The sequence below is a fragment of the Bradyrhizobium sp. AZCC 1693 genome (assembly GCF_036924745.1).
In the GTDB taxonomy this organism is placed as follows: Bacteria; Pseudomonadota; Alphaproteobacteria; order Rhizobiales; family Xanthobacteraceae; genus Bradyrhizobium.
The window spans coordinates 5,073,266-5,088,864 of sequence record NZ_JAZHSD010000001.1 but is presented as its reverse complement, the minus strand read 5'-3'; the positions used below and the strand labels follow the sequence as shown (position 1 = coordinate 5,088,864).

16 protein-coding genes are annotated in these 15,599 nt (G+C 62.6%); 10 read left to right on the top strand and 6 right to left on the bottom strand.

The genetic code is table 11. From position 1 onward, the window contains the following. Window positions 1-86 precede the first annotated feature (86 nt). The 5 genes from rbfA (at window position 87) to V1293_RS24285 (ending at window position 5,358) form a co-directional block, all read left to right on the top strand. Complete coding sequence (gene rbfA / locus V1293_RS24305; RefSeq protein WP_108512660.1) at window positions 87-500, top strand: 30S ribosome-binding factor RbfA; 414 nt, start codon at window positions 87-89, stop codon at window positions 498-500. Continuing rightward, entirely contained in the window at window positions 500-1,639 is a 1,140-nt protein-coding gene (truB, locus tag V1293_RS24300) for a tRNA pseudouridine(55) synthase TruB (protein WP_334512861.1), read from the top strand. Before rbfA ends, truB begins: the two co-directional genes overlap by 1 nt. A 2-nt stretch (window positions 1,640-1,641) precedes the next feature. After that, window positions 1,642-1,911, top strand: a complete 270-nt coding sequence (rpsO, locus tag V1293_RS24295) for a 30S ribosomal protein S15 (protein WP_334512859.1) — start codon at window positions 1,642-1,644, stop codon at window positions 1,909-1,911. A 317-nt stretch (window positions 1,912-2,228) separates the two neighbouring features. Continuing rightward, window positions 2,229-4,382 carry a polyribonucleotide nucleotidyltransferase gene (gene pnp, locus V1293_RS24290; protein WP_334512857.1) on the top strand — a complete coding sequence of 718 codons (2,154 nt, stop codon included), beginning with the start codon at window positions 2,229-2,231 and terminating at the stop codon, window positions 4,380-4,382. A 226-nt stretch (window positions 4,383-4,608) separates the two neighbouring features. Then, the gene (locus V1293_RS24285) at window positions 4,609-5,358 is read left to right on the top strand and encodes a superoxide dismutase (protein WP_334512854.1); all 750 of its coding nucleotides are present in this window, start codon (window positions 4,609-4,611) and stop codon (window positions 5,356-5,358) included. 94 nt (window positions 5,359-5,452) lie between these two features. On the opposite strand, the gene katG is transcribed toward V1293_RS24285, so the two are convergent. Beyond that, window positions 5,453-7,603: a catalase/peroxidase HPI gene (gene katG / locus V1293_RS24280; RefSeq protein ID WP_334512852.1), complete on the bottom strand. Its 2,151-nt coding sequence runs from the start codon at window positions 7,601-7,603 to the stop codon at window positions 5,453-5,455. Window positions 7,604-7,705: 102 nt separating this feature from the next. Here katG and V1293_RS24275 point away from each other — a divergent pair, with 102 nt between their 5' ends. Next, window positions 7,706-8,632 (top strand): LysR substrate-binding domain-containing protein, encoded by a 927-nt coding sequence (locus tag V1293_RS24275; protein WP_334512851.1) that lies wholly within the window; start codon window positions 7,706-7,708, stop codon window positions 8,630-8,632. Window positions 8,633-8,674: 42 nt separating this feature from the next. Here V1293_RS24275 and V1293_RS24270 read toward each other — a convergent pair whose 3' ends face one another. Then, window positions 8,675-9,001 (bottom strand): hypothetical protein, encoded by a 327-nt coding sequence (locus V1293_RS24270; protein WP_334512850.1) that lies wholly within the window; start codon window positions 8,999-9,001, stop codon window positions 8,675-8,677. Window positions 9,002-9,128: 127 nt separating this feature from the next. On the opposite strand from V1293_RS24270, the gene V1293_RS24265 reads away from it, so the two are divergent. From V1293_RS24265 to V1293_RS24255, 3 genes are all read left to right on the top strand, one after another. Further along, on the top strand, window positions 9,129-9,584 hold the full coding sequence (locus V1293_RS24265) for a GNAT family N-acetyltransferase (RefSeq protein WP_334512848.1): 456 nt from the start codon (window positions 9,129-9,131) through the stop codon (window positions 9,582-9,584). Beyond that, entirely contained in the window at window positions 9,566-10,030 is a 465-nt protein-coding gene (locus V1293_RS24260) for a hypothetical protein (RefSeq protein WP_334512846.1), read from the top strand. The genes V1293_RS24265 and V1293_RS24260 overlap by 19 nt, the downstream gene beginning before the upstream one ends. A 91-nt stretch (window positions 10,031-10,121) precedes the next feature. Beyond that, window positions 10,122-10,718, top strand: a complete 597-nt coding sequence (locus V1293_RS24255) for a glutathione S-transferase family protein (RefSeq protein WP_334512845.1) — start codon at window positions 10,122-10,124, stop codon at window positions 10,716-10,718. A 13-nt stretch (window positions 10,719-10,731) separates the two neighbouring features. On the opposite strand, the gene fabV is transcribed toward V1293_RS24255, so the two are convergent. The 3 genes from fabV to fabA form a co-directional block, all read right to left on the bottom strand. Next, window positions 10,732-11,904, bottom strand: a complete 1,173-nt coding sequence (fabV, locus tag V1293_RS24250) for an enoyl-ACP reductase FabV (protein ID WP_334512843.1) — start codon at window positions 11,902-11,904, stop codon at window positions 10,732-10,734. A gap of 84 nt (window positions 11,905-11,988) precedes the next feature. Then, window positions 11,989-13,212 carry a beta-ketoacyl-ACP synthase I gene (gene fabB, locus V1293_RS24245; RefSeq protein ID WP_334512840.1) on the bottom strand — a complete coding sequence of 408 codons (1,224 nt, stop codon included), beginning with the start codon at window positions 13,210-13,212 and terminating at the stop codon, window positions 11,989-11,991. Between the two features lie 60 nt (window positions 13,213-13,272). Next, the gene (gene fabA, locus V1293_RS24240; RefSeq protein ID WP_334512839.1) at window positions 13,273-13,794 is read right to left on the bottom strand and encodes a 3-hydroxyacyl-[acyl-carrier-protein] dehydratase FabA; all 522 of its coding nucleotides are present in this window, start codon (window positions 13,792-13,794) and stop codon (window positions 13,273-13,275) included. 337 nt (window positions 13,795-14,131) lie between these two features. Here fabA and irrA point away from each other — a divergent pair, with 337 nt between their 5' ends. Continuing rightward, entirely contained in the window at window positions 14,132-14,623 is a 492-nt protein-coding gene (gene irrA / locus V1293_RS24235) for an iron response transcriptional regulator IrrA (protein ID WP_057844747.1), read from the top strand. Between the two features lie 131 nt (window positions 14,624-14,754). Here irrA and V1293_RS24230 read toward each other — a convergent pair whose 3' ends face one another. Next, window positions 14,755-15,279: an SH3 domain-containing protein gene (locus V1293_RS24230; protein ID WP_334512837.1), complete on the bottom strand. Its 525-nt coding sequence runs from the start codon at window positions 15,277-15,279 to the stop codon at window positions 14,755-14,757. Window positions 15,280-15,599 lie beyond the last annotated feature (320 nt).

The window sequence follows — 15,599 nt, the reverse complement described above, 5'->3', positions numbered from 1 at the left end:
CGGCCATCCGCGTCTTAACCTGATTCAACAAGCAAAAACGTCAAAGCCCGCAACCAGCGCGGGCATGACGGCTTGGAAAGACGAAAATGCCTCGCCATCATACCAAGGGTTCCGCCCCCGGCGGCTCGCAACGGCAATTGCGCGTCGGCGAGACCGTGCGCCATGCCGTCGCCGATATTCTGTCGCAGGGTAATGTGCACGATCCCGACCTGGAAGGCCAAATCATCACCGTTCCCGAGGTGAGGATGTCGCCTGACCTGAAGCTTGCGACGATTTACGTGATGCCGCTCGGCGGCCGCGATACCGATGTCGTGCTCGCGGCGCTCGCGCGCAATAAAAAGTTCCTGCGCGGCGAGATCGCCCACCGCGTTAACCTGAAATTTGCCCCTGACCTGCGCTTTCGCGTCGACGAACGATTCGACGAAGCGGAACGGATCGAGAAATTACTGAGAACACCTGCGGTGCAAAGAGACCTCGCACCCGATTCGGACGACAAGTGATGACTATGCCCACCGCCAACGGCGGGATTGCGCAGCAAACTGCCGATTCGCAGGACGCCGAAATAAGTATTTTTTCTGGTGAGTCGCACGGCGACGGCGAACGCCGCGCCGGCAACGAAGACCAACGCCGCGGCAACAACGATCCACGCCACAACAAGCAGCCGCGCCAGAACAACCAGCCGCGTCGCGACAAGCGCGACGTCCATGGCTGGGTAATCCTCGACAAGCCGATCGGCATGACCTCGACGCACGCGGTTGCGGTGCTCAAGCGCCTGTTCCAGGCCAAGCGCGCCGGCCACGCCGGAACGCTCGATCCTTTGGCATCCGGCGGCCTGCCGATCGCACTCGGCGAGGCCACCAAGACGGTTCCCTTCGTGATGGATGGCCGCAAGCGCTACCGCTTCACGGTCGCCTGGGGCGAGGAGCGCGACACCGACGATACCGAGGGTCGGGTGGTCAAGACCAGCGAGCTGCGGCCGTCGGCCGACGCGGTCCGGGCCCTGCTGCCGCGGTTCACCGGCCTGATCGAGCAGATCCCGCCGCAATATTCCGCGATCAAGGTCCAGGGCGAACGCGCCTATGACCTGGCGCGGGACGGCGAAACCGTGGAATTGAAGCCTCGACCGGTCGAGATTCACGAATTAACCCTAGTAGAACATGGAGATACCGGCCAGTCCGTGTTCGAGGCCGAGTGCGGCAAGGGCACCTATGTCCGGGCCTTGGCCCGCGATATCGGCCGGATTCTGGGCTGTTTCGGCCATATCTGCGCGTTGCGGCGGACCCTGGTCGGCCCATTCCGCGAGACAGACATGATTCCGCTGGAAGAGTTGGAGGCTTTATGCAATAGAGCCGCGTCTGGCGAGGGAAGCCTCGCCGACGCGCTTTTGCCCGTTGAGACCGCGCTGGACGACATCCCGGCACTGGCCGTCACACGGGCTGATGCGGCAAGGCTCCACAGGGGGCAGGCCGTTTTGTTGCGCGGACGGGATGCGCCCAATAGTAGCGGCACAGTCTATGTCACGGTGGCAGGCCGTCTTTTGGCGCTTGCTGAAATTGGCAACGGCGAACTCATCCCCAAGCGCGTGTTCAACCTGACCGGACTGACTGCCAGTCCCGGTCGCAGCAATGAGAAAGTTTGACGATGTCGATTACCGCCGAACGCAAAGCGGAAGTCATCAAGACGAATGCCAACAAAGCCGGCGATACCGGTTCGCCTGAGGTTCAGGTTGCGATCCTGTCGGAACGCATCAACAATCTCACGGGCCACTTCAAGACCCATGTGAAGGACCATCATTCACGCCGCGGCCTCCTGAAGCTCGTGCAGACGCGCCGCTCGCTTCTCGACTATATCAAGAAGAAGGACGAGGCGCGTTACAAGGCGTTGCTCGAAAAGCATAACATTCGTCGTTGATTTGAGAGAGTACGCGCGCTGTTTGCGCGCGTTTTCGCATGATCTTCCGAACAAGCGGACTCCGAATTTTTCGGAGACGATCATGCGCAAGAGCATCGTCCGATAAGGATCATGCTCGACAACGTCCAGCAGCAATCCGGCCGCTGGACAGGGCAAGATGCCCGTGACTGCCGAGAGGATGGATGCCATCCGAAAGATAAAGACCATGGCAGGATCGCCGGACGCTGATCTCGTATTGCGATCAGCGTCCCGCAATCTTGCGCATGGTCTTTGTGTTTTTGGGCGCCGCTCTCTCGTGAACCATGAAAGAAACCACTATGTTCAATAAGCATTCCGTCGAGATCGACTGGGGTGGACGTCCCCTCAAGCTGGAAACCGGCAAGATCGCCCGTCAGGCCGACGGCGCCGTGATCGCCACCTATGGCGAGACTGTCGTGCTCGCCACCGTCGTCGCCGCGAAGGCGCCGCGCGAAGGCGTCGATTTCCTGCCGCTGACCGTCGACTATCAGGAAAAGACCTACGCCGCGGGCCGCATTCCCGGCGGCTACTTCAAGCGCGAGGGACGTCCGACCGAAAAGGAGACGCTGGTCTCCCGGCTGATCGACCGCCCGATCCGGCCCTTGTTCGTCGACGGCTGGCGCAATGAAACCCAGGTGATCGTGACGACACTGTCGCACGACATGGAAAACGATCCCGACATCCTGGCGCTGGTCGCCTCCTCGGCGGCGCTGACGATATCAGGCGCTCCCTTCAAGGGCCCGATCGGGGCTGCCCGCGTCGGCTTCATCAACGACGAATACGTGCTCAACCCGACGCTCGACGAAATGGTCGAGACCAACCTCGACCTGGTCGTCGCCGGCACTGCGGATGCCGTGCTGATGGTGGAATCGGAAGCGAAAGAGCTCAACGAAGACATCATGCTCGGCGCCGTGATGTTCGGCCACCGCCACTTCCAGCCGGTGATCAAGGCGATCATCGAGCTGGCCGAGAAGGCCGCCAAGGAGCCGCGCGAAGTCAAGGTCGTCGACGAAAGCGCGCTGGAGAAGGAAATGCTCGGCCTGATCGAGCAGGACCTGCGCGCAGCCTACGCCATTCCGGTCAAGCAGGATCGCTACGCCGCGGTCGGCAAGGCCAAGGAAAAGGTGATGGCGCACTACTTCCCGGAAGGGCAGGAGCCGAAATACGACAAGCTGCGCGTCGCCGCCGTGTTCAAGGAGCTCGAAGCCAAGATCGTTCGCTGGAACATCCTCGACACCGGCAAGCGTATCGACGGCCGCGATTCCAAGACCGTGCGCAACATCATCGCCGAAGTCGGCGTGCTGCCGCGCGCCCACGGTTCGGCGCTGTTCACCCGCGGTGAGACGCAAGCGATGGTCGTGACCACGCTCGGCACCGGTGAGGACGAGCAGTACATCGACGCGCTGTCAGGAACGTACAAAGAGACGTTCCTGCTGCACTACAACTTCCCTCCCTACTCGGTCGGTGAAACCGGACGCCTCGGCGGCACCAAGCGCCGCGAAATCGGCCACGGCAAGCTCGCCTGGCGCGCGATCCACCCGGTCCTGCCGCCGCACCACGAATTCCCCTATACGGTGCGCGTGGTCTCCGAGATCACCGAATCCAACGGCTCGTCGTCGATGGCCTCGGTGTGCGGCGCGTCGCTGGCGCTGATGGATGCGGGCGTTCCGTTGAAGCGGCCGACCGCGGGTATCGCGATGGGCCTGATCCTGGAAGGCTCGCGCTTTGCGGTGCTGTCCGACATTCTCGGCGACGAGGATCATCTCGGCGACATGGACTTCAAGGTGGCCGGCACCGACCAAGGCATCACCTCGCTGCAGATGGATATCAAGATCGAGGGCATCACCGAAGAGATCATGAAGGTCGCGCTCGGCCAGGCCAAGGACGGGCGCATCCACATCCTCGGCGAAATGGCGAAGGCGCTGACCAATGCCCGCGCCGAGCTCGGCGAATACGCGCCGCGCATCGAGACCTTCAAGATCGCCACCGACAAGATCCGTGAAGTGATCGGCACCGGCGGCAAGGTGATCCGCGAGATCGTCGAGAAGACCGGCGCCAAGGTCAACATCGAGGACGACGGCACCGTCAAGGTCGCCTCCAACGACGGCGAGGCAATGAAGGCCGCGATCAAGTGGATCAAGTCGATCGCCTCCGATCCGGAGATCGGCCAGATCTACGAGGGCACCGTGGTCAAGGTGATGGAGTTCGGCGCGTTCGTGAACTTCTTCGGCGCCAAGGACGGCCTCGTCCACATCAGCCAGCTCGCTTCGGCGCGCGTGCAGAAGACCTCCGACGTCGTCAAGGAAGGCGACAAGGTCAAGGTCAAGCTGCTCGGCTTCGACGACCGCGGCAAGACCCGGCTGTCGATGAAGGTGGTCGATCAGGCCACCGGCGAGGACCTCGAGGCCAAGCAGAAGGCGGAAGCGCCGCAGCGCGAAGCCGCCGGCGAGTAACGATCGCAAAAATGTGAACAAGGGGGCGGCCGAACGGCCGCCCTTTTTTGTTGCCGGCCTGAGTTACATTGCCGGGGTCGCAGCACCTGTGCGATTACGTCGCAGGCTCACGAGGGCAGAAAACGAAACCCGATCCCACCCGCCGCCGGTAGCTTGTCGCGCGCAGCGGTTTACGGCGTTCGTCCACGCATATTCACCCAGTTCATCTACAGGTAAGGAGAAGTCGATGTCATCCATGTCCCGGCGCCATCTGATGTTTGCGGCAACCGGTATTGCGGCCGTTGCTGCAGCCCCCCGCCTTGTCTTTGCGCAGGCGGCCGCTCCTGCCCCGGCGCCCGCCGCCGCAACCGGCCCCTTCACGCTGCCGCCGCTCACCTATCCGACCAATGCGTTCGAACCGCATATCGACGCCAAGACGATGGAAATCCATCACGACAAGCACCACGCCGCCTATGTCGCCAACCTCAACAATGTCGCCAAGACCAATCCGCAGTTGGGAACGGCGAAGATCGAGGATGTGCTCGGCAACCTGAACGCGCTGGACGACAGCATCAAATTCACCGTCCGTAACAATCTCGGCGGCCACGCCAACCACACCATGTTCTGGGAAATCATGGGCCCGAACGGCGGCAAGCCGGAGGGCGAGGTGCTGGCCGCGATCGACCGCGACCTCGGCGGCATGGAAAAATTCCAGAACGAGTTCAACGCCGCCGGCGGACGCCAGTTTGGTTCGGGGTGGGTGTTCGTCACTGTCAGCAAGGACGGCAAGCTCGCGATCGAGACCCGCCCGAACCAGGACAACCCGATGATGGACGGCAAGCGCGCTTTGATGGGCAACGACGTCTGGGAGCACGCCTATTACCTGAACTACCAGAACCGCCGCGCCGATTATCTCAAGGCGTGGTGGAATACCGTGAACTGGGCCAAGATCGCCGAGCGCTATGCGGCGGCGAAGGCCGGCACGCTCGGCGCCTGATCGCATACCATGTGAAAAGGGCGGCCTCTCGGCCGCCCTTTTCGTTTTTCTGGATGGCTCCGCGCAAACAGCGCAAGTGCCTTGTCGCAGAGCCTCAGGCGACGTCGAAACGATCGAGGTTCATCACCTTGGTCCACGCCGCCACGAAATCCCTGGCGAACTTCTCCTTCGAGTCCGCACACCCATAGACCTCCGCGAAGGCCCGGAGCTGCGCCTGCGAACCGAAGATCAGGTCGACGCGGGTGCCGGTCCACTTGACCGCATTGGTCTTGCGGTCGCGGCCCTCATACGCGCCGTCAGAGCCGGCGGGCTGCCATTGCGTGCTCATGTCAAGCAGGTTGACGAAGAAGTCGTTGGTCAACGTGCCGGGCTTGTTGGTGAACACGCCGTGCTTGGCCCCGCCGAAATTTGCGCCGAGGACGCGCAGGCCGCCGACGAGAACCGTCATCTCGGGGCCCGTCAGCCGCAGCAATTGCGCCCGGTCCACCAGCGCCTCTTCAGGCGCCATGAACTGATGCTTCTTGCTGCTGACATAGTTGCGGAAGCCGTCGGCGCGCGGCTCGAGCGGAGCAAAGGACTCGACGTCGGTTTGATCCTGCGACGCATCCATGCGCCCCGGCGTGAAGGGCACCTTCACGTCGAGCCCGGCATCCTTGGCGGCTTTTTCAACCGCCGCGCAGCCGCCGAGAACGATCAGGTCGGCAAGCGAAACCTTCTTGCCAAAATCCTTCTGGATCGCTTCGAGCGTCGAGAGGACCTTCTTGAGCTCGGCCGGCTGGTTGACCTCCCAGTCCTTCTGCGGGCTGAGACGAATACGCGCACCATTCGCGCCACCGCGCTTGTCGGAGCCGCGGAACGTCGACGCCGACGCCCATGCGGTCGAGACGAGCTGGGACACCGACAGGCCGGAGCCGAGAATCTTCGCCTTCAGCGCGGCGATATCAGCCTCGCCGATCAGCGGATGATCCACCGCCGGGATCGGGTCCTGCCAGATCAGCGTTTCCTTCGGCACCAGCGGGCCGAGGTAGCGGGCGATCGGGCCCATGTCGCGGTGCGTGAGCTTGAACCAGGCACGCGCGAAAGCGTCGGCGAACTGGTCCGGATGCTCGTAGAAGCGCCGCGAGATCTTCTCGTAGGCCGGATCAAGGCGCAGCGACAGGTCGGTGGTCAGCATGGTCGGCACATGCTTCTTCGACTTGTCATAGGCGTCCGGGATCGTGGCTTCCGAGCCTTTCGCTTTCCACTGCTTCGCGCCGGCCGGGCTCTTGGTCAGCTCCCATTCGTTTTCGAACAGGTTCTTGAAGAACTGATTGCTCCACTTGGTCGGCGTCTGCGTCCAGGTGACTTCCGGGCCGCCGGTGATGGCGTCGGCGCCGACGCCGGTGCCATGCTTGCTCTTCCAGCCGAGGCCCTGATCCTCCAGCGCGCCGCTTTCCGGGGCCGGTCCCACCAGCGACGGATCGCCCGCGCCGTGGGTCTTGCCGAAGGAGTGGCCGCCGGCAATCAGGGCGACGGTCTCTTCGTCGTTCATCGCCATGCGGAAGAACGTTTCGCGGATGTCCTTGGCCGCCGCGAGCGGGTCAGGATTGCCGTTCGGCCCTTCCGGATTGACGTAGATGAGGCCCATCTGCACGGCGCCGAGCGGTTCGGCGAGCTGGCGTTCGCCACTGTAGCGTTCGTCGCCGAGCCAGGTGCCCTCAGGCCCCCAGAACAGCTCTTCGGGCTCCCAGACATCGGCGCGGCCGCCGGCGAAGCCGAACGTCTTGAAGCCCATCGATTCGAGGGCAACGTTGCCGGCGAGAATCATCAGGTCGGCCCACGAGAGTTTCCGGCCGTATTTCTGCTTGATCGGCCACAATAGCCGGCGCGCCTTGTCGAGGTTGGCATTGTCAGGCCAGCTATTGAGCGGCGCAAAGCGCTGCTGACCCGCGCCGGCGCCGCCGCGGCCATCCGTGATGCGGTAGGTGCCGGCGCTGTGCCACGCCATGCGGATCATCAGGCCGCCATAGTGACCGAAATCGGCCGGCCACCATTCCTGCGATTCCGTCATCAAGGCATGCAGGTCCTTGACCACGGCGTTGAGATCGAGGGTCTTGAATTCCTTGGCGTAGTCGAACGCCTCGCCCATCGGATCGGACAGAGTGGAATTGCGGTGGAGGATCGAAACGTCCAGCGCGTCCGGCCACCAGTCGCGGTTCGCGTGTCCGCGTGAGCCCGTGAACGGGCATTTGGTTTTGTCATCCATGGTCGTCTCCTGGGGTGGTCCCTGTTCAGATTGGAGGCAATCTAAGCACCGCATCCTATCAGGTAAAGTTGATTTTAATGATCGAACCGATAAGATGATCTGATGATCCAGATGACGCTCAGACAGCTCCGCTACTTCGATGCGCTGGCACGTCACGGCCATTTCGGACGCGCGGCGGAGGCGTGTTCCATCTCGCAGCCGGCGCTGTCGATGCAGATCAAGGAAATGGAGGAAACCCTCGGCGGCGTGCTGCTGGAGCGAAGCGCACGGCAGGTGACGCTGACGAAATTCGGCGAAGAGATCGTCCAGCGTGTCCGCGAGATCCTGCGCTCGGTCGATGAACTCGGCGATTTTGCGCGCGCCTCGCGGGACCGGCTGGCGGGACGGTTGCGCATCGGCATGATCCCGACGATTGCACCCTATCTGCTGCCGAAGGTGATCGAGAACCTCGCGCGCATGCACCCGGAACTCGACATTCACGTTCGCGAGACGCTGACGCCGAAGCTGATCAAGGAGGTCGTCGAAGGCCGGCTGGATACGGCGATCGTGGCCCTGCCGGTATCCGAACCATCGCTGACCGAGGTCGTGTGTTTTTCAGAAAACTTCCTGCTGGTGCGGCCGGGCGAAGACGAGGGAACGCCGGTGCCGAGCCACGAGACGCTGCGCGAGATGCGCCTCTTGCTGCTCGAAGAGGGACACTGTTTTCGCGACCAGGCGCTGTCGTTCTGCAACATGCAGTCACCGCCGCGGGAAGTGCTGGACGCGAGCTCGCTGTCGACGCTCGTTCAAATGGTCGGCGCCGGCATCGGCGTCACCCTGATTCCGGAAATGGCGGTCGCGGTGGAAACGCGCTCGGCGACGGTATCGGTCGCGCGCTTCAGGAATCCGCAGCCGTCGCGGACCATCGGCATGGTGTGGCGCAAGACGAGTCCGCTGGCCGGACAGCTTCAGCAAATCTCCGAAGTGGTTTGCCTCGCCGCCGACGCGCTGCGCGAACAGCGCAAGGCGAAATCGCCATCGCGGAAATGAAAGGCCTGACGGCACTGCGGCGCGGCCCGCGCCGAACGCGCACTAAAGCTTTATCCTGAGCGTGAACGATCCCGTCTGATTCAGAGACCCGGAAGGGCTGGCTTGCACGCCGTATCGCACGCTGAGATCCAGCTTCTCCGTTCGCTGCGAGGCCAGTCCGATGCTCGCCGAATAGAGCCAGGGCGACTGGCTGAACGCCGTGGTGACGAAGCTGTCGCTGCCGGCCGCAAACGCCGCTGATATCTGCAGCCGGTTGTTGAGAAGATTGTAACCGGCCGCGCTTGTCGGCAGATGCGAGCGAATCCAGCGCGTCAGCAACGCCACTTCCTCCGTGAAAGCCGTAGAAGCGGCCGCGCGGATACCTTGCATGGAGGCATTGCGGACATGGCCGTTACGGCCGAAAGTGCACCGTGCGCAGCGGCATTGTCCTCCCATGTTCATGGGGGACGGGCCGGCCTCGAATCCGACCGTCGCAAGAGAAGCCTGGAAGTTTGCCATGCCTGAGCCCGTGATCCGCCCTGCCCGCTCCGACGAATATGACGAAGTAGCGCGGGTCTGGATGAACAGTTGGGTATCGACCGGACTGGAAGACGCCAGCGATTCCCTGCTCGCAAGGTTGCGCGCGCGTGTCGCGATGGGAGTGGAGAAGGGCTCGAGCCTCTACGTTGCCGACGACAACGGAAAACTGGCTGCGATGCTCACGATACATTTGCCCGACAGCTATCTCGACCAGCTATTTGTCGCTCCGGAGTATCAGGGCAATGGTCTCGGGCGCCAATTGCTTGCCTTCACGCGGCATCATATGCCTGACGAAATCTGGCTGCGCTGCGTGCGCGAGAATGAAAAAGCGTGGCGCTGGTACGAACGCGAAGGTTTTGTGTTCGAGAAGGAAGAGCTCGAACCGAAGATCGGCTTTATGATGAAGTATTATCGATGGAAAAAGAGCGACTGATCCGAGGCACCAAGCATCCTCGCACCAATGCAGAGCTGGTTGCCGCCGTCCGGCAGAGCGCGGCCGGCACCCATTGCAACCGGTACATCCTGGTGCAGCGGTCCAGCACTCAGTTCAGCAATACTAACCAGGACGGACGCGGTATCGGAATCATCGGCTGGGCCGGCCGAAACCACTTGTTCGCTCTGACCTATATCCTCGTGCTTGACGGAGAGAATTTCTCGATCATCAAGCGCGCCGCGGCGTCAACCGGCGACGAATCTCTGATTTCACGCGGGCTGGGTTTGAATCCCATTCATGGACCTAGTCGCAAGTTGGAGGATGTGTCTTTTCCGGCGACGCCAGGGGAAGCCGCCAGCAATCCGGCCTTGCGCGATGGCGTTCGCGCATTACTTGCCACTAGTCTCGACCATACCATGCCTGCGATGCTTGCAGAGCAACGCTGACCGGCGTTCCGTTTGCATTCCACCCGCGTCGGTCGTCACCCTGACGCAATCCTGCGCCACATTCGCAGATGATCCGAAAAGGAAACCTGTGATGATCGAACTATATTGGTCGCCGCGCTCGCGCTCAATCTCCGCCATCTGGTTGCTCGAAGAAGCCGGGCTCCCTTACGAGCGGGTGCTCACCGACATCACGACCGGCGCACAGAAGACGGCGGAGTATCTCGCGATCAATCCGATGGGTAAGGTGCCGGGGCTGAAGGACGGCGACGCTGCGCTGGGCGAAGCGGCGGCGATCTGCGCCTACATCGCCGACCGTTATCCCGAAACAGCGCTGTCCCCGTCGGCAACTGATCCGCTGCGCGCAAGATACCTGCAATGGCTGTTCTTCTCGCCTGCTTGCATCGAACCGGCGCTGATCCAGCTCTTCACGAAGCTTGAGGTGCCGGCGAGCACGGCGGCATGGGGCAGCGCGACCCAGACGTTCGACGTGCTCGATGCCGCCTTGCAGAAGGGTCCATGGATTCTCGGCGAAAAATTCTCCGCCGCCGACATCATGCTCGGCTCCGGGCTGAATTTTGCGGTGCGGCTATTCAAGATGGTGCCGCCGCGGCCCTCGTTCGACGCCTATATCGACCGCTGCGTGGCGCGCCCGGCGTTCCAGCGTGCTGAAAAGATCGCAGCCGGGTAAGCGCGGAGCTTGCTTAACCCGGGACGACGCGGGGGTCTACGTCCTGCGAATAATCGACGCCCTCGATGCCAAACCCGAACAGGCGAAGGAATTGGCTCCTGTATTCCGCAAGGTCTGCCAACTCGACGAGCGTTTCCGTGGAGAGGAGGGGCCATCGTCGCAACACCTCCGCCTGAACTTCGGGCGAAAGCTCCCAGTCGTCGAGTCTGATGCGCTGGGCCTCGTCAACTGCGACACCCGGGCCAAGGCGCGTCCGGAACAGGCGATCGATTTGTTCGATGCATCCTTCGTGGAGCCCGAGTTGCTTCATGACCTTGAACAGCACCGTCCCATAGAGCGGCACCACCGGAATGGCCGAACTCGCCTGGGTGACCACGGCCTTCAGCGCCACCACGCGGGCCGCGTCCTGGCTGAGCCGGCCCCGGATCGCTTCCGCCTTGCGGTCGAGATCGACCTTGGCGCGCCCCAGAGTACCATTCCAGTAGATCGGCCAAGTCAGTTCGCTGCCGATATAGGTGTAGTTCAGCGTCCGGAAACCCGGCGCCAGGACGCCGGCGTCCGCGAGCTGATCGATCCAGCGCTTCCAGTCATCGCCCCCCATCACCGCGACCGTGGCGGCCGCTTCATCCTCACTCGCCGGCGTAATCGTCGTCTCGAAGACCTCGCCGGTTTCAGTGTTGAGGGTCTTGATTTCGACAGGAGCACCCAGCGGCTTGATCGCCGAGCGATAGGTCTGTCCCGTGTCCGGGTCGGTCCGGACGGGAGCGGCCATGCTGTAGACGAGCATGTCGAGCTGTCCGAATTGTTCGCGCACGCGGTCGATGAAGTCTTTCTTCATGCCGTCGGAGAAGGCGTCGCCCTCCAGCGTGAGGGGAGATCGTCCGATCTTCCGGGCTTCGATCTCGAATGCTCGGTTGTTGTACCAGCCAGCACTGCCCGTTCTGCTCGCTGAGGGCTCGCGCTCCAACGACACGCCGATGGTCTCCGCGCCCCCGGCGAAGGTCGCAACAATGCGGCTCGCGAGGCCGTACCCCGTTGAACATCCCAGCACGGCGACACGCTTGGGGCACTCCCGAATCGACCCCTGGCGGAGAACATAAGCGATCTGCTCGCGGACATTTCTGGCGCAGCCGACAGGATGTGCCGTCGTGCAGATGAAGCCTCGCACGCGCGGTTCGATAATCATGCGCACCCCGTTTTGGATTGTTGCAAAGTCACCATCCGCTGCCTGCCGATCTCTCACCACAAGCGAGAAGAGGCAACAACGAAATCACGCATCCATCCGCTTGAACACCAGCGTGGCGTTGGTGCCGCCGAAGCCGAAGGAGTTCGACAACACGGTGCCGAGCTTGGCGTTGTCGATGCGCTTGCGCACGATCGGCATGTCGGCAAACACCGGATCGAGCTCGGTGATGTTGGCGCTCTCGCAGACGAAGCCGTTGTTCATCATGAGGAGCGAATAGATCGCTTCCTGCACGCCGGTGGCGCCGAGCGAATGGCCGGTCAGCGCCTTGGTCGCCGAGATCGGCGGGCATTTATCGCCGGTGCCGAACACCTTTCGGATCGCCTCGATTTCCGGGGGATCGCCGGCCGGCGTCGAGGTGGCGTGCGGGTTGATGTAGTCGATCGGGGTTTTCACGGTTTCAAGCGCCATGCGCATGCAGCGCTCGGCGCCCTCGCCCGACGGCGCGACCATGTCGTAACCGTCTGATGTCGCGCCATAGCCGACCACTTCGGCGTAGATGCGCGCGCCGCGCGCCTTGGCGCGTTCGAGCTCTTCCAGCACCACCACGCCGGCGCCGCCGGCAATGACAAAACCGTCGCGGCTGATGTCGTAGGGGCGCGAGGCGATGGCGGGGGTGTCGTTGTATTTTGACGACATCGCGCCCATGGCGTCGAACAAGACCGACAGCGACCAGTCGAGCTCCTCGCAGCCGCCGGCAAAGATCATGTCCTGCTTGCCGATCTGGATCGTCTCATAGGCGTTGCCGATGCAGTGGTTCGAGGTCGCGCAGGCCGAGGAGATCGAATAGTTGACGCCCTTGATCTTGAACCAGGTCGCGAGCGTGGCGGACGCCGTCGACGACATCGCCTTCGGCACCGCGAACGGTCCGACGCGCTTGGGGCCCTTGCTTCGGGTGATGTCGGCCGCTTCCACGATGGTTCGCGCGGACGGCCCGCCGGAGCCCATGATGATTCCGGTGCGGACATCGGAAACTTCTTCCGGAGAAAGCCCGGAGTCCTGGATCGCCTGCTCCATGGCGACGTGATTCCACGCCGCGCCTTCGCCGAGGAAGCGCATCGCGCGCCGGTCGATGACGTCGGCCGGATTGAGCGTCGGCGCGCCCTGCACCTGCGAACGGAAGCCCAGCTCGGCGTATTTTTCCGCGCGCTTGATTCCGGATTTTGCGTCGTGAAGGCTCGCAAGCACTTCCTGGGTGTTATTTCCGATGGACGAGACAATCCCCATCCCCGTGATGACAACCCGCTTCATGATCGCCTCGCCCTGCAGTTTCCGTTCGTCCGTGAGAAATTCGTTGCTTGACCGCGCTGCTCAGCCCGGCGCAGAGCCCTGCTTGAACAACCCGACCTTGAGGTCCTTGGCGCGATAGATAATCTCGCCATCCATGGAAAGCCAGCCGTCGCCGACGCCAAGCACCAGCTTTGAGCGCATCACGCGTTTCATGTCGATGTTGTACACAACCTTGCGGGCGTTCGGCAGCACCTGGCCGGAGAACTTCAATTCCCCCAGACCCAGTGCCCGGCCGCGCCCCTCGCCGCCGATCCAGCCAAGGTAGAACCCGACCATCTGCCACATCGCGTCCAGGCCGAGGCAGCCCGGCATGACCGGATCGTTCTTGAAATGGCAGCCGAAGAACCACAGGTCCGGCTTCACATCGAGTTCGGCCCGAATCAGACCCTTGCCGAATTCCCCGCCTTTTTCGGTGATCTCGGTGATACGGTCGAACATCAGCATCGGCGGCAGCGGCAGCTGCGCATTGCCCGGGCCGAACATCTCGCCGCGGCCACAGGCCAGCAAGTCCTCGTATTCATAACCGCTGCGCCGATCCAGCATCGTGTCCCGCCTCTACCTTGGATGTCCCGATGGAGCGCTTTCTGAGCGAACCGGACCCGTTTCCCTACGGGAGAACACTTGTTTCCCGCAAATTGGCGCTACTTTGGGTGCAATCGGCATTAGCCTCTGCCGAAATCGCATATGTGGTCCGCGCGCTCTGTAACATAGGCACTTGGGACCGGCAAAGCACCGGAACGGGCTAAAACGCTGGGTTTGCACGCTGGTTCCTCTTGACCTTGGGCCGGTTCTAGTTGCGAAAAACTTGCATCTACCTGATTTCCTTTTATATTGGGCAAGAATATTGCCCAAGTTAGCGCGCGTGGTGCCCGAAGTGGACATGAACGACCAAGCCTCACCCCTGAACGACGACGGGATCGATCCGGCCGCCCGGGCCGCCGGACATCAGCCGGCGTTGACCGGCTGTCCCTGGCACGACGTCAACGAAATGCTGCAGGCCGCCGGTCTCCGGCCGACCCGCCAGCGCATGGCGCTGGGCTGGCTGCTGTTCGGCAAGGGCGCCCGCCATCTGACCGCGGAAATGCTGTACGAGGAAGCGACGCTGGCCAAGGTTCCGGTGTCGCTGGCGACCGTCTACAACACGCTCAATCAGCTCACCGATGCGGGTCTCTTGCGCCAGGTATCGGTCGACGGCACCAAGACCTATTTCGACACCAACGTCACCGCGCACCACCACTTCTATCTCGAGAACAACCACGAGCTGGTCGACATTCCCGACCCGCATCTGGTGCTATCGAAGATGCCGGACGTGCCGGAAGGCTACGAAATCGCGCGCGTCGACATGGTCGTGCGGCTGCGCAAGAAACGCTAACCGCTTTCGTCGTCCCTCCGAACGGGACCCATAACCCCAAATCTACGTTGTGAGGGAAGGCGTTTGCCTATGCGCCTCATTGAGAAGCCGCGGCGTATGGGTCCCTGCGTTCGCAGGGACGACGGTGAACCTCACTCCACCTTCTCGTCGGCGTAGACGCCCCACAGGCGCTGCTGCTCGATCCAGCCGTCAAAGCCATTGCCGACCACGCGGCACCAGCCATTGGCGCATTTCCTGACCTGGGCGACGACGCCGACCTGCAGGCGCGCCGCAATCGCGCTGCTCGGATCGGGACGATCATAGAGCGAGGCAAGCTCGTCCTTGGTCTTCATGGTGACGACCGCAGTGCGGCGGCCGGACAGCAGGGAATGATAGACCCAGCCCTCGGAGCCTTCGGAATCGCGCACGCGGCGCCAGTTCTCGAACTCGGCGGTGATTTCGACCGGCAGGCCCGAACGGGTATAGATCCAGGCGACATCGTTATCCTTGGTCGGACCGGCCCGGACATTCACGTGGTCGGATTTGAGGCTGACATATCGCGGCACCGGCAGGCCGCTCGTGGTGGCCGAATCCTTGGCCGAAAACCCTGTGCTGACCGATGCCAAAAGCCAGCACCCCGCCAGCACCGCCACCGAACAGAAACGCCCCAACGCCATCAACCCGTCTCCTGCCGAGCCGCAACCCGAATTCTTCGAGTTGAAACCGCCCGCTACGCCCGAAAAACCCCAGACCCCTGTGCCGCGCTTTGGTCGCACCCCGGCTTGCGAACGTCCGAGGGGTTCTTGTCTTGGCCCGGCCTTCTGCTAGAGAGGACAGAACGCCAAGACCCAGAACGCCCGGATTCTCTGCCGAAAATCCGAGGCAAGTATTGGGGAACCCAAGGGACTTGCCCAGGAAACAGCCGGATACCGGGACCGCGTGGCCATCGCAGTGTCGAACAACCGGGTTAATGAGGTCTGAACGGCGCGCTTCTCGC